Origin of the sequence: Mesorhizobium sp. B2-1-3 (assembly GCF_006442495.1) — a bacterium.
Classification (GTDB): Bacteria; Pseudomonadota; Alphaproteobacteria; order Rhizobiales; family Rhizobiaceae; genus Mesorhizobium.
Window position 1 is genome coordinate 500,140 of the sequence record NZ_VFWL01000001.1, and the last position, 12,338, is coordinate 512,477.

Here is a 12,338-nt window from a genome sequence, read left to right on the forward strand (position 1 = left end):
CTCGCCTGCTCTTGTCTGACGGGCCACGCCCGCCGGCTCTTCATATACGCGACCGAAGCGCGCCGATAGCCACGCCGGCGCGCTGCACGGACAACCCGGCGAGAGACTGCGCCGCGGCGTGGGAACATCAACGATTTCACATGCTTGCCGGAGATCGGCATGGCCTTGGCAGGCGCGGCGAAGCGCCGGCCTTCAATGTCTAGGGATCAAATCGGCCGCCTGGGAGTTAGGAACATGGCGGCGAGGACGGCGATCCCCGTGAGAGAGGAACGACAATGAAGAAAATCATGACCATTCTGGTGCTGACGGCAGCGCTTGGCGCCTGTTCGCAGACGGAAAAAGGCGCGGCCGTCGGCGGCCTGGGCGGAGCAGCGGTCGGCGCGGCGGTGGCGGGCGATCCCGTCCAGGGCGCCGTGGTCGGCGGCGCGGTCGGTGCCGTAGCCGGCGCGCTGATCGGGCGGGCCAGCGAACCGGGCCGCTGCCGTTATCGCGACAGCCGCGGCCATGTCTATGTCGATCGTTGCCCGAGCGGCTATTGAGCGGCAGCATCCGCACAATGAATTCGAAATAGAAAACGGCGGGCTAAGGGCCCGCCGTTTCGAAAAAGACGATCGGTGATCGATTACTCGGCCGTGGCGGGCTCCGCCTCGGCCGGCGCGGCCGCAGCCGCCGCGACGGCGGCAGCGGCGTCGTCCTGCGCCTTCTTCAGAAGCGCGGCGCGCTCCTGTGCCTTCTTGCCGGGCTCGGCCTTTTTCGGATTGGAACGGGCGTCGCGCTTGGCGAGGCCGGCCTCATCGAGGAAGCGCAGCACGCGGTCGGTCGGCTGGGCGCCGTGCGACAGCCAGTGCTTGACGCGCTCGGCGTCAACCTTGACGCGCTCGCCGTCCTTCGGCAGCAGCGGGTTCCACGAGCCGAGCGACTCGATGAAACGGCCGTCGCGCGGCGAGCGCGCGTCGGCGACGACGACGTGGTAGTAGGGACGCTTCTTCGAGCCCGCGCGGGCCAATCTGATCTTCAGTGCCATTTCTTATCTCCTAAAAGCTCTGATTTCGTTGGTAGGGTTGCGGCTAAATCTTTGTCTTCAGCCGGTTTTCGTCACGCCGTTGGCAGCGGCGATCTGTTCGTGGTGGCGGATCACTTCGCGGACGACGAAATTGAGGAATTTCTCCGCGAAATCCGGGTCGAGATGCGCATCGTCCGCGAGCTGGCGAAGACGGGCGATCTGCTGCTGCTCGCGCGCCGGGTCAGCCGGCGGCAAGCCATGCTCGGCCTTGAGCAGGCCGACCGCCTTGGTGCAGCGGAAGCGCTCGGCCAGCATGTGGATGAGGGCGGCATCGATGTTGTCGATCGAAGCACGGTAGCCGGCCAGGATGGTGCGGGCGTCCGCCATGTCCTTTTCCTCGTTCATCGCGTCCTCACTTCTTCTTGCCGAGGCCAGGCAGGCCACCGCCGCCGAGACCGGGAAGCCTGGGAAGCTTCATGCCGCCGGGCAAGCCGGGCAGGCCACCGCCGCCGGGAAGGCCGCTGGGCAGGCCCTTCATGCCGGCGGCCTGCGCCTGCTTCTGCAAGGCTTCGAGCTGCTTGGGATCCATCTTGGAGAGGTCAGGCATGCCGCCCATGCCACCGGGCATCATGCCGCCGAGACCCATCTTGGAGGCGAGCCCGCCCATCATGCCGCGCATCAGGCCGCCGCCTTTGCCCTTGCCGCCCATCGCCTTCATCATGTCGGCCATGCCGCGATGCATCTTCAAGAGCTTGTTGATCTCGGCCGCGTCGGTGCCGGAGCCGGCGGCGATGCGCTTCTTGCGCGAGTGCTTGAGAATGTCGGGGTTGGCGCGCTCGGCCTTGGTCATCGAGGAGATGATGGCGAGCTGGCGGCCGAACATCTTGTCGTCGAGACCGGCGGCGGCCATCTGGTCCTTCATCTTGCCCATGCCGGGCATCATGCCCATGATGCCGCCCATGCCGCCCATTTTCGACATCTGCTGAAGCTGCTGGGCGAGGTCGTTCAGGTCGAACTTGCCCGACTGCATCTTTTTGGCCATCGCCGCCGCCTGCTCGGCGTCGATGTTCTCGGCGGCTTTTTCGACAAGCGAAACGATGTCGCCCATGCCGAGAATGCGGTCGGCGATACGCTTGGGGTGAAATTCCTCCAGCCCGTCCATCTTCTCGCCGGTGCCGATCAGCTTGATCGGCTTGCCGGTGACGGCGCGCATCGAGAGCGCGGCGCCGCCACGGCCGTCGCCGTCCATGCGGGTCAGCACCAGCCCGGTGATGCCGACGCGCTCGTCGAAGCTCTTGGCAAGGTTGACGGCGTCCTGGCCGGTCAAGGAGTCGGCGACCAGCAGGATCTCGTGCGGGCCCGACACCTTCTTGATGTCGGCCATCTCGACCATCAGCGGCTCGTCGATATGGGTGCGGCCGGCAGTGTCGAGGATGACCACGTCGTGACCGCCGAGCCTGGCCGCCTGCACGGCGCGCTTGGCGATATCGACCGGGTTCTGGCCGACGACGACAGGCAGCGTCGCCACCTTGACCTGCTCGCCGAGCTGGCGCAACTGCTCCTGCGCGGCGGGGCGCCGCGTGTCGAGCGAGGCCATCAGGACCTTCTTGTTCTGACGCTCGGTGAGCCGCTTGGCGATCTTGGCCGAGGTCGTCGTCTTGCCGGAACCCTGCAGGCCGACCATCATGACGACGACGGGCGCCGGTGCGTTGAGGTCGACGGCGACGCCTTCGGCGCCGAGCATGTCGACCAGCTCGTCATGCACGATCTTGACGACCATCTGGCCGGGCTTGATCGACTTCAGCACCGCCGCGCCGACCGCCTTCTCGCGCACCTTGTCGGTGAAGGAGCGCACCACTTCCAGCGCCACGTCGGCCTCGAGCAGCGCACGGCGCACCTCGCGGAGCGCCGCCGAGACATCCGCCTCCGACAGCGCGCCGCGGCCGGTCAGGCCGTTCAGGATGGAGCCAAGGCGCTCCTGAAGTGATTCAAACATTCTGTTTCCTTTTCCCTGGCAACCTGATGGTGCCCGAGAGGTAATGCGTTCGCGCCAAGTGTCCAAGTCTCGTGGCAAGCAAAAGCCAAAACCAAAAAGCACCCGGGGGCGCACAGCGCTGCCGGGTGTTGGCCTCCAGGATCTGTTTACAGCACTTGGCCTCAAAGAGGCTTCGGCATCCTGGTCGGCTTGCTCGGAGGGATACTCGTCGCGGAATTCGGGGCTGTAGACAGGAAAACGGCCGCGGAGTCAAGACAAGGACCGTTCCGCCGGTCTCCCCGCGCAGCAATCAGGTCGCCTTCGTTCCGTCTGCAGGTTCGGCCGAGACGCTCAGCGGCGAGCGCGGGTGTAAGAGCAGCAGTATCGTCAGCAGGCTGCAGGCGATGCCGATCGTGGCGATGAGGACCGCGTCCGACGTCGCCCAGCCCGGCCCTTCGAGTGGTCTGGCGGTAAACAGGGCGAAGGAATTGTAGCTCTCCTGATGCGAGATCAGCAGGAAGCCGGTCAGATTGTTGCCGAGATGGGCGCCAAGGGCCGCGCCGAGATTGCCGGTGGCATAGACGACAAGTGTCAAAAGCAGTGCAAAAGCGGCGATCGAGACCAGCACGCAGGCATTGATGGCGGCCGAGGAGCTCGCGCTCCAGTGCAGCGAGGTGAACAGCAGGCCCGGCAGCAGCGCCCAGACGAACGGGCTCCTGAACCGGTAGGCAAGACCGCGCAGCAGGTAGCCTCGGAACAGCGCCTCTTCCGATGATGTCTGCAGAAAAGTGAGCGCGAGGATCGGGATCAGGAACAGCAGCCAGGACGACAGGGCGATGGAGCCGCGCGCGATCTCGGGCTGCATCAGGTAGAGCAGGACCTCGGACACGAGCGAAGTGACCAACACCGCGACCAGTCCCTTGATGAAACCCGAGCGCGAAATGCGACGGCTGTTGCCGAGGAGCGCCGACAGCTTCTCGCCATGCACCCAGCGCATGGCGATCCACAAGCCGATCCAGATGCCGGCGAAAGACGCGAGCGCGGTGAGAATGCCGACGGGCGACGCAAGGAAACCCTGCATGCCGCCGGCGGGCGCAGCCGCGCCTTGCGCTGTCCGCCAGGCGAAAAAGGCATAGGTGCCGCCCAGCAGCACGACCGCCGTCGACACGGCCCAGAACAGGACGACGATCCCGGTCCCGAGAAGCAGGCGCGGCAGGGTCGTCTTTTCGTTGGCTGTGTTTCGATAGTGCTCGAAGGCGGCAGGGTCAGATATCACGCTCTCTCGCAAGCTGGTGCTTCGCGTCGCATGATCTATGGGATCGGACGGTTCTGCGCAATCATTCCTGTTCGGTACGCCCCGCCAGCCTTCGGCGCATTCGCGCCGCCCTCGCCTGCCTGCCGGCAGGCGAAAGGCATGCTCCGTGATTAACCCCGTGTCCTATCCGCCTCAACGCACCACATACACGATGCGCCGCGTCTGCGGGTCGATCAGCGCCGGCTGGCCGTTCACATAGACGTAGCGGTAGTCGTAATCGGGGATCTCGCGCAGTTCGACGCTCTCGGGCAATACGGCCCCGGTGACCACCTCGCCCTCAAGATAGACAGGGTCGACGCGATGCGTGTCGACATAGGTCCTGACTTCGGCGGGAGGCTGCGGGATGGCGTCCTCGACCGGCTCGCCGGCGATGATCGAGCCGGTGTAATCGGTGGAATAGCCCTCGGGCGGCGACACGACGGCGACGCTGGAGCCGAGCGGACGTCGCGTCAACACGACCCGGTTGCCGCCGAAATCAGCCGTCACATAATCCGAATAGACCCAGCCCTGGCCACCGGCTTCGGCGATGGTGCACCATTTGCTGTTTTCGATGCAGCCATTGAGCGTCGCCGACTGGCCGGCGGCGAGCACGCCGATGATAGGATATTGCGGGCCCGGGCCAGCGCGGACGTTGAGATCGGTGATCGCGGAGACCGGGGTGTCGGCCATGGCGGCGCCCGAGAAGAGCGCGAGCATTCCGGCGACCGCGGGAAACAATACGGATTTCATGGTTTCTCTCCGTTTCATGGTCCCTCGGCAGCGAAAACGGGAGAGCGGCGCATGCGTTCCAGCTAAAATGTTGAAGCCAACTCACGATTTGTTCCCGTTTCTTGCGGCAGGCCGGTCAGAAGGTCGTGAACGAAGGCCAGTTTGCGCGCCGCGACATCCGAGATGACGAAGGGGTAGAGGTCGGGCAGACCCATGCAGCGATTGATGGAATTGGAGGCTTCCGACAGCACCAGCCAGCGCGACAGGATCTTTTCGAACGGTTCGGGAGCGGGTGTCGGTTCGGACGGCGCTGGTTGTAGCATGCCCCCGGTATCGCCCTGGGGCAATTCGTTGGCTTCCACCGTCTCCAGCCGGCCGAGCGGGAAGTTCAGCGCATGGACCATTTCCAGCGTGTCGGTGATGTGCAGGTGGTGGGCCCAGCTTTCGGCCCAGTCCTCCCAGGGATGGGAGGTGGCGTAGGACGAGATGTGGCGTTGCTGCCAGTCGGGTGGGGCACCATTGGCATAGTGGTTCTTCAATGCCTGCTCGTAGCCGGTGCGCTCGTCGCCGAACAGCGCGCGGAAGGCGTCAAGCCTTTGCGGATTGTCGCGGATCAGCCGGTCCCAGTAGTAGTGGCCGAGCTCGTGGCGGAAATGGCCGAGCAAGGTGCGATAGTTCTCGCCCATCTCAACGCGCCGCCTTTCGCGCTCGGCGGAGTCGGCTTCGGCGACGTTGAGGGTGATCAGGCCATTGTCGTGGCCGGTCAGGATGCGCTCGCCGCCCGGGCCGCCGCCGATCGGATCGGCAAGGAAGTCGAAGGCAAGGCCGGCCTCGTCGGCGGGGTTCTGCTTGGGCGTCACCGGCAGTCCGAAAGCCAGCAGCGAATAGACCGCGCGCTTCTTCGCGGCCTCGACCCGTATCCAGCGGCGGCGGTTGCCGTCGACGGAGAGGTCCGGGATCAGCTGGTTGAGCGCGCAGGCGCGGCAGAAGGGCTGTCCCGGCTCGGCCATCCAGTTGCAGGCGCATTCGTCGGCGTTGGCGCATGGGGAGCCGCCGTCGGCACCGGACAGGGCAAAGCAGGCGCGCTGCGGATCATAGAGCACGGCACTGGAGCAGTTCAGGCACCGGGCGTTCTCGAAATAGAGACGATGGCCGCAATGAGGACAGTCGAAGAGTTTCATCTCGGTCTCGGACCAGGGAACAGGGGAAGGCGCGTCGTGCAAAACGCCGGCCGACAGACGTCGTTCCCGACTGTGACGTCATTGAGCAACATGGCGCAAGGATCGTCGGGCCATGGGTGGTTCTTGCCACAATATTTGCTTGATCGTAGGCAAATTCCCTTCCATTGGCCAGCTTGCGCGCGCGACAGTGACAAGTGCGCGTTTCACTGGCAAATTCCGGCCGGGACGTGATTCAGGCAACCAGGAGAGAACAACATGGCATTTCTTGCCAAAGGTAAGATGTTTGCAGCGGCCACTGTGGTGGCGATGATTGCGCTGGCGACGGGCGCACAGGCGGCGGCCAGCTGTGGCAAGACCGGAGCCGGCTTCGATGCCTGGAAGCAGGACTTCGCAGCGGAGGCCAGGGCCGAGGGCGTGGGTTCGAGAGGACTGGCGGCCCTGGCCGGCGCGACCTACGCGACCAGGACCATTTCCGCGGACCGCGCCATCCACAAGGCTTTCAGCGGCTCGGTGGAAGCCTTCATGAAGCGCCGCGGCGGGGCGGCGATCATTTCCAAGGGCCGGGCGCTGAAGAAATCGAATGCGGCGCTGTTCGACAAGATCGAACGGACCTACGGCGTCTCGCCGGGCGTGCTGCTTGCCATCTGGGGCATGGAGACGGGCTTCGGCGCCTCTATGGGCAACCAGAACACGGTGTCCGCCATTTTGACGCTTGCCTATGACTGCCGCCGTCCGGATTACTTTCAGCCGCATGCCATTGCGGCGCTGAAGCTGGTCGATCGCGGAACGTTGACCGCCTCGTCGGTCGGGGCCATGCATGGCGAGATCGGCCATACGCAGTTCCTGCCCGGAAATGTCCTGAAATATGGAGTGGGCAGCGGAAACCTGCGCGATAAGAGCACCGCGCTGGCTTCCACGGCCAACTTCCTCAAGGCGCATGGCTGGCAGGCCGGCGCGAGCGCTCAGGCGAATATGGGTGCAATTGCCGGCTGGAACTCGGCGAGTGTCTATCAACAGGCCATCGCCCGTATCGCCACCGCAATCGATGGCGAGTAATCGTTAGGGCAGTTCACCGTTTCACGGAGACGGCGAACCGCTCTATGTCTTTGTTTTTGCGCGATTCCCAAGGGAAAGCGCTACGCGCTTTTCCCGGGAAAACCGTACACACTTTTCCTGGAATTGCTTTTCAGCAGAAAGCCCGGCCGCGTTGCCGGGGTTCCTGTTCGCTGACTGGCAGAGTGGTCAGTCCCGGCGGTTGCGTGCGGCGAGCGTGCGCAGCCTCAGCGCATTGAGGCGGATGAAGCCGGCGGCGTCCTTCTGGTCGTAGGCGCCGCGGTCGTCCTCGAAGGTCACCAGCGCGTCGGAATAGAGCGTCTTCTTCGACTTGCGGCCGGTAACGATGACATTGCCCTTGTAGAGCTTCAGACGCACCGTACCTTCGACATCCTCCTGGCTCTTGTCGATCATCGTCTGCAGCATCAGCCGCTCGGGCGCGAACCAGAAGCCGTTGTAGATGAGTTCGGCGTAGCGCGGCATGAACTCGTCCTTGAGGTGGGCAGCTCCCCTGTCGAGCGTGATCGATTCGATGGCTCGGTGGGCAGCGATAAGGATGGTGCCGCCGGGGGTCTCGTAGACGCCGCGCGACTTCATGCCGACGAAGCGGTTCTCGACGAGGTCGAGCCGGCCGATGCCGTTGTCGCGGCCGAGATCGTTGAGGGCGGCGAGCATGGTTGCCGGCGACAGCTTCTTGCCGTCGAGCGCGACCGGATCGCCCTTCAGGAACTCGATCTCGATCTCGGTGACCTTGTCCGGCGCGTCCATGGGCGAGACGGTGCGCTGATGGACGAATTCCGGCGGCTCGCTCCACGGGTCCTCAAGCACCTTGCCCTCGGAAGAGGAATGCAGGAGATTGGCGTCGACCGAGAACGGCGCGTCACCCTTCTTGTCCTTCGGCACCGGAATCTGGTGCTGCTCGGCGAAGTTGATGAGGTCGGTGCGCGACTTGTACGACCAGTCGCGCCAGGGCGCGATGACCTTGATATCGGGATTGAGCGCATAGGCCGAAAGCTCGAAGCGCACCTGGTCATTGCCCTTGCCGGTGGCGCCGTGGGCGATCGCGTCGGCGCCGGTCTCCTTTGCGATCTCGACGAGGTGTTTCGAGATCAGCGGCCGGGCGATCGAGGTGCCGAGCAGATAGGTCCCTTCGTAGACGGCGTTGGCGCGGAACATCGGGAAGACGAAGTCGGCAACGAATTCCTCGCGCACGTCGACGATGCGGATGTCCTTGATGCCCATCATCTCGGCCTTGCGGCGCGCCGGCTCCAATTCGCCGCCCTGGCCGAGGTCGGCGGTGAAGGTGACGACCTCGGCGCCGAGCTCGGTCTGCAGCCATTTCAGGATGATTGATGTGTCGAGGCCGCCGGAATAGGCGAGCACGACCTTCTTGACGTCTTTTGTTTTCGACATTTGCTGTTTCCGCGACAAGAGTTCTCGGCCGGCGAGGTATCACGCCGTTTCCGGTCACCGCAAGGGATGAACGGGGCAAGGCGCGGAGAAACAGGCATACGGGACAGCTGGATCATCCTTTCCGTCGCACAGCCGCTGGCAACGGCAGGCCCCGTTCATTATAGCTGCGTATCGAAAGTCAACGGGCCTACCATGTCCTTCATTCCCGACACCGCAACGCTGATCCAGTTCGCCATCGCCACGGTCATCCTGGCGATCACGCCGGGGCCGGACATGACGCTGTTCGTCTCGCGCACGCTGAGCCAGGGCCGCGCCGCAGGCTTCGCCTCGATGGCGGGGGCGCTGTGCGGCACGCTGATCCACACCACGCTGGTGGTGGTCGGCGTCTCGGCGCTGATCGTCGCCTCGCCGATGGCCTTCTTCGTGCTGAAGATCTTCGGCGCCGGCTATCTCGTCTTCCTGGCCTGGCAGGCGATCACCAAGGGTTCGGCCTTCTCGCCGGAGAAGAAGACGGGCCCGCAAATCTCGCTGTTCCGGAGCTGGATGGTGGGGCTGGGCGTCAACCTGCTCAACCCGAAGATCATCCTGTTCTTCATGACCTTCCTGCCGCAATTCGTCTCGGCGCATGATCCGCACGCGCCGGGAAAGCTGTTCTTCCTCGGCGCCATGTTCGTCGTGCTGTCGACCCCGGTGACGACACCGATGGTGCTGGCGGCGGAGAAATTCTCGGCGGCGATGAAGGCCAGCCCGCGCGTGACGCGGGTGGTCGACTATCTCTTCGCCGGCGTGTTTTCCGCGTTCGCGCTCAAAATCCTGACTGCCCAGGCGAAGTAGGATTTTGCTGTTCGCTGCTGATCTCTTCCGAACCGGAGGTCAGCAAAGCTCCCTGCTTACGCGGGCGCTCGGTTCGAGGTCAGGGTTCGGCTTTCCACCAGCTTCCGGCCCAGCGCCCGGCGCTGAGCCAATAGAAAATGCCCCCGACCATGCCGCCGCCGATGACGGCGGCCATGGCGCGCGGCTCGGTGATGGCGAATGGCGTATCGCCCATCTGGTCGGCGAAGCCGAGGAAGACGGCGGCGACGATCGCACCGGCCAGCGCATAGAACAGCCAATCGCGCCGGCCGAGGATCTCGGCGATCAGAATCGCGAGGGCCGCCGGCATGAAGGCGAAATAGGCGGCAAACAGCGCGACGAAGGGGATCGAGAAATAGAGCGAGGCGGTCGCCGCCGGCTCCGCATGCGCCAGCGTGTAGCCGAGCGAGGCCAGGAACAGGACATTAAGGAACGCGCTCGCCGCCAGCGCGGCGACGGCATAGCCGAACAGGATGACGGCAAGGCGCACGATATAGGCGACGAGGCGGGTCATTGCGGATCCCGGCGCATGGGATGGCCGGACTTGCGCCCGGCCAGAAACCAGTAGACCGAACCGGCGGCAATGCCGGCGGTGGCCAGGAAGCCGAGAAAGCCCGGGTTGAAAACAAACCCTCCGGCCGAGCCCGGGACAAGAACCCCGAATGCGATGGACGTGATCGCGCCCGTGGCCGCGAAGTAGAACCACCCCCGAAGCGACAAGCGTTCGGCCATGAAGATCGCGGGGCCGACGATCAACAACGCGCAGACCGCCACTGTCACTACCGCGAGCGGGAAGGAAACCAGCCAGTCGAACGCGAAAACGATGGACCAGGTGCCATATTCGAGCCCTTCCAGAAGAGCGATCAGCAGCACAGGCACCAGGATCGAGGTCAGCACGGCGGCGATATAGCCGACTGCTATGATGACGAAGCGCTTGAGCCCGGCGACGAGACGCCTCACGCCTCGCCGTGCCCCGCGATCATCATGGCTTCCAGCGCCAGCCGGTCGACCTTGCGCATGCGCTCCGATTCCGACTTGAGCTGGCCGCAGGCGGCGAGGATGTCGCGGCCGCGCGGCGTGCGGATTGGCGACGCATAGCCGGCGTTATTTATGTAGTCGGCGAATTTCTCGATCGTCTCCCAGTCCGAGCACTGGTAGTTGGTGCCGGGCCAGGGGTTGAACGGGATCAGGTTGATCTTGGCCGGAATGCCCCTGAGCAGCTTGACCAGCGCCTTGGCGTCGTCGAGGGAATCGTTGACGTCCTTCAGCATCACATATTCGAAGGTGATGCGCCTGGCGTTCGACAGGCCGGGATAGGCGCGGCAGGCGGCGATCAGCTCCTTGAGCGGATATTTCTTGTTGATCGGCACCAGAAGGTCGCGCAGATCGTCATTGGTGGCGTGCAGCGAGATGGCGAGCATGACGCCGATCTCCTCGCCGGTGCGGAAAATCTCCGGCACCACGCCTGAGGTCGACAGCGTGATGCGGCGCTTCGACAGCGAAAGGCCGTCGCCGTCGGAAGCAATCAGCAGCGCCTTCTTGACCGCCTCGAAATTGTAGAGCGGCTCGCCCATACCCATCATGACGATGTTGGACACTTTGCGGCCCTCGGCCGGCACGATGGCGCCGTCGGGCGTGTCGCGGTCGGGGAAATCGCCGAGCCGGTCGCGCGCGGTGAGCAACTGGGCGAGGATTTCCTCGGCAGTCAGGTTGCGCACCAGCTTCTGCGTGCCCGTGTGGCAGAAGGAGCAGGTCAGCGTGCAGCCGACCTGCGAGGAGATGCAGAGCGTGCCGCGGCCTTCCTCGGGGATGTAGACAGTCTCGATCTCGACCGGGCGACCGGCGCCGCGCGGCGGGAAGCGGAACAGCCATTTGCGCGTGCCGTCGGCGGAGACCTGCTCCTCGACGATCTCGGGCCGCGCCACCGTGAAATGCCTGTCGAGTTCGGCGCGCAGATCCTTGGAAATGTTGAACATGCCGGCGAAATCGGAGACGCCGCGCACATACATCCAGTGCCAGAGCTGCTGTGCACGCATTTTTGCCTGGCGCTCCGGCACGATGCCGGACGCGACGAGCGCCTCGCCCAGTTCGGCGCGCGTCAGGCCGATCAGCGACGGCTTTTCCGGCTGTGTCGCGCGGGCACGCAACGCGTCACGGGCGCCTTCGGCGGTCAGGTCGAATGAAAGGGTCATGGTTGCACTGATATAAGCGGTTTGCGGCCGATTTCATCCGTCGGCCCGATATGAAGCGCGGCCCATAGCACAGCTTGGCGGCGGAGTCATGCGATGGCGAGGCGATCCGTGCGCCGACCGATTGACAGATGCGCCGGCCGGTCAGACCTGCGGTCCGTGCTTTTCGCCCGAAAACGGATCACTTGATCGTGTTGAAGTAACGGTTCTCACCGCGCGTTCGAACCCTGAATGGGGCAACCATGCCCCGACAAATGGGAGTATGCACGATGAACTCTATCAAGCTCGCCGTCATTGCCAGCTTCGTCGGCCTTTCCGCCTCGCAGGCATTTGCCGAAGACGCGATGGGCACAATGACAATGATGAAGGCAGGGCAAGTCACGGCAATCATGCCGGACGGGCATATGGGCACCATGACGCCGGACGCGAAAATGAGTGCCGAGATGATGAAGATGGCAAAGCCGATCAAGCACTGCATGATGATGATGACCGACGCCAAGGGCAAAGCCTTCATGATCGACACGTCGACCAAGAAGGCTCAGGCGGAATGCGAAAAAATGGCCATGTGAGGCCTGCCGTCGATCGATATTCCCGCCGGCTCGAAGGTCGGCGGGAGCCCATCCGAGCCTTGTTCCCGCAGACCACTCCA

The 12,338-nt window shown here is 64.3% G+C and carries 14 protein-coding genes; 4 read left to right on the forward strand and 10 right to left on the reverse strand.

All coding sequences use genetic code 11. From position 1 onward, the window contains the following. Positions 1-275: 275 nt before the first annotated feature. Positions 276-539 carry a glycine zipper domain-containing protein gene (locus tag FJ973_RS02610; protein ID WP_140492153.1) on the forward strand — a complete coding sequence of 88 codons (264 nt, stop codon included), beginning with the start codon at positions 276-278 and terminating at the stop codon, positions 537-539. Positions 540-622: 83 nt separating this feature from the next. Here the strand turns inward: FJ973_RS02610 and rpsP are convergent, their stop codons facing one another. The 6 genes from rpsP to FJ973_RS02640 form a co-directional block, all read right to left on the reverse strand. Further along, positions 623-1,024: a 30S ribosomal protein S16 gene (rpsP, locus tag FJ973_RS02615; protein ID WP_140492156.1), complete on the reverse strand. Its 402-nt coding sequence runs from the start codon at positions 1,022-1,024 to the stop codon at positions 623-625. Between the two features lie 57 nt (positions 1,025-1,081). Next, positions 1,082-1,408 (reverse strand): chorismate mutase, encoded by a 327-nt coding sequence (locus FJ973_RS02620; protein WP_140492160.1) that lies wholly within the window; start codon positions 1,406-1,408, stop codon positions 1,082-1,084. A 7-nt stretch (positions 1,409-1,415) separates the two neighbouring features. Beyond that, positions 1,416-2,999, reverse strand: coding sequence for a signal recognition particle protein (ffh, locus tag FJ973_RS02625; protein ID WP_140554779.1), 1,584 nt, complete (start codon positions 2,997-2,999; stop codon positions 1,416-1,418). 289 nt (positions 3,000-3,288) lie between these two features. Beyond that, a complete protein-coding gene (locus FJ973_RS02630; protein WP_140554780.1) occupies positions 3,289-4,254 on the reverse strand; it encodes a type II CAAX endopeptidase family protein in 966 nt (321 codons plus the stop codon). Between the two features lie 171 nt (positions 4,255-4,425). Beyond that, the gene (locus FJ973_RS02635) at positions 4,426-5,022 is read right to left on the reverse strand and encodes a DUF1236 domain-containing protein (protein WP_140554781.1); all 597 of its coding nucleotides are present in this window, start codon (positions 5,020-5,022) and stop codon (positions 4,426-4,428) included. 62 nt (positions 5,023-5,084) lie between these two features. Continuing rightward, positions 5,085-6,182: a putative zinc-binding metallopeptidase gene (locus tag FJ973_RS02640; RefSeq protein WP_140524572.1), complete on the reverse strand. Its 1,098-nt coding sequence runs from the start codon at positions 6,180-6,182 to the stop codon at positions 5,085-5,087. A 255-nt stretch (positions 6,183-6,437) separates the two neighbouring features. On the opposite strand from FJ973_RS02640, the gene FJ973_RS02645 reads away from it, so the two are divergent. Further along, positions 6,438-7,238: a lytic transglycosylase domain-containing protein gene (locus tag FJ973_RS02645; RefSeq protein WP_140554782.1), complete on the forward strand. Its 801-nt coding sequence runs from the start codon at positions 6,438-6,440 to the stop codon at positions 7,236-7,238. Between the two features lie 186 nt (positions 7,239-7,424). Here the strand turns inward: FJ973_RS02645 and FJ973_RS02650 are convergent, their stop codons facing one another. Continuing rightward, positions 7,425-8,648 carry an argininosuccinate synthase gene (locus FJ973_RS02650; protein WP_140554783.1) on the reverse strand — a complete coding sequence of 408 codons (1,224 nt, stop codon included), beginning with the start codon at positions 8,646-8,648 and terminating at the stop codon, positions 7,425-7,427. A gap of 192 nt (positions 8,649-8,840) precedes the next feature. Here FJ973_RS02650 and FJ973_RS02655 point away from each other — a divergent pair, with 192 nt between their 5' ends. Further along, positions 8,841-9,482, forward strand: a complete 642-nt coding sequence (locus FJ973_RS02655) for a LysE family translocator (RefSeq protein WP_140492181.1) — start codon at positions 8,841-8,843, stop codon at positions 9,480-9,482. Positions 9,483-9,561: 79 nt separating this feature from the next. Here FJ973_RS02655 and FJ973_RS02660 read toward each other — a convergent pair whose 3' ends face one another. Genes FJ973_RS02660 through rlmN form a run of 3 tightly spaced genes read right to left on the reverse strand, consistent with a single transcriptional unit; the run spans position 9,562 to position 11,692 of the window. Continuing rightward, a complete protein-coding gene (locus tag FJ973_RS02660) occupies positions 9,562-10,014 on the reverse strand; it encodes a hypothetical protein (protein WP_140554784.1) in 453 nt (150 codons plus the stop codon). Next, complete coding sequence (locus FJ973_RS02665; RefSeq protein ID WP_140524580.1) at positions 10,011-10,460, reverse strand: hypothetical protein; 450 nt, start codon at positions 10,458-10,460, stop codon at positions 10,011-10,013. Before FJ973_RS02665 ends, FJ973_RS02660 begins: the two co-directional genes overlap by 4 nt. Beyond that, positions 10,457-11,692, reverse strand: coding sequence for a 23S rRNA (adenine(2503)-C(2))-methyltransferase RlmN (rlmN, locus tag FJ973_RS02670; RefSeq protein ID WP_140554785.1), 1,236 nt, complete (start codon positions 11,690-11,692; stop codon positions 10,457-10,459). The genes FJ973_RS02665 and rlmN overlap by 4 nt, the downstream gene beginning before the upstream one ends. 266 nt (positions 11,693-11,958) lie before the next feature. Between rlmN and FJ973_RS02675 the strand changes: the two genes are divergently transcribed. Next, positions 11,959-12,258, forward strand: coding sequence for a hypothetical protein (locus tag FJ973_RS02675; RefSeq protein ID WP_140554786.1), 300 nt, complete (start codon positions 11,959-11,961; stop codon positions 12,256-12,258). The last annotated feature ends 80 nt before the right edge of the window (positions 12,259-12,338 follow it).